Raw genomic sequence first — 268 nt, 5'->3', positions numbered from 1 at the left:
CCACCCTGTGGAGTGCCTGACTCTGTTGCCTCAAATACGCCATTGTCCAGAACTCCGGCTTTAAGCCATTGTTTAATTTTCCGTTTGAACACGGATGGACAATCTAGTTTGGACAGTAGGTAATCATGGTTAATTTGGTCAAAACATTTTGCAATATCTGCATCTAATACCCAGTTAGGTTTCTTATGAACCTTCTTGAATATGGCATCAATCGCATCATGCGCTGACCTTCCTGGCCTAAATCCGTATGAGTCTGCCTCAAATCGGG

General features: G+C 43.7%; 1 protein-coding gene. It reads right to left on the bottom strand.

Annotated elements, in window-relative coordinates; translation table 11 throughout:
• A partial coding sequence (locus AC0QH1_RS15570) for a reverse transcriptase domain-containing protein (RefSeq protein WP_324632117.1) occupies window positions 1-268 on the bottom strand: 268 nt, incomplete at both ends.

The sequence above is a fragment of the Phormidium sp. CCY1219 genome, from assembly GCF_055795085.1.
Note: the sequence above shows the minus strand (reverse complement) of the source record. Positions and strands in the feature narration are given on the sequence as shown.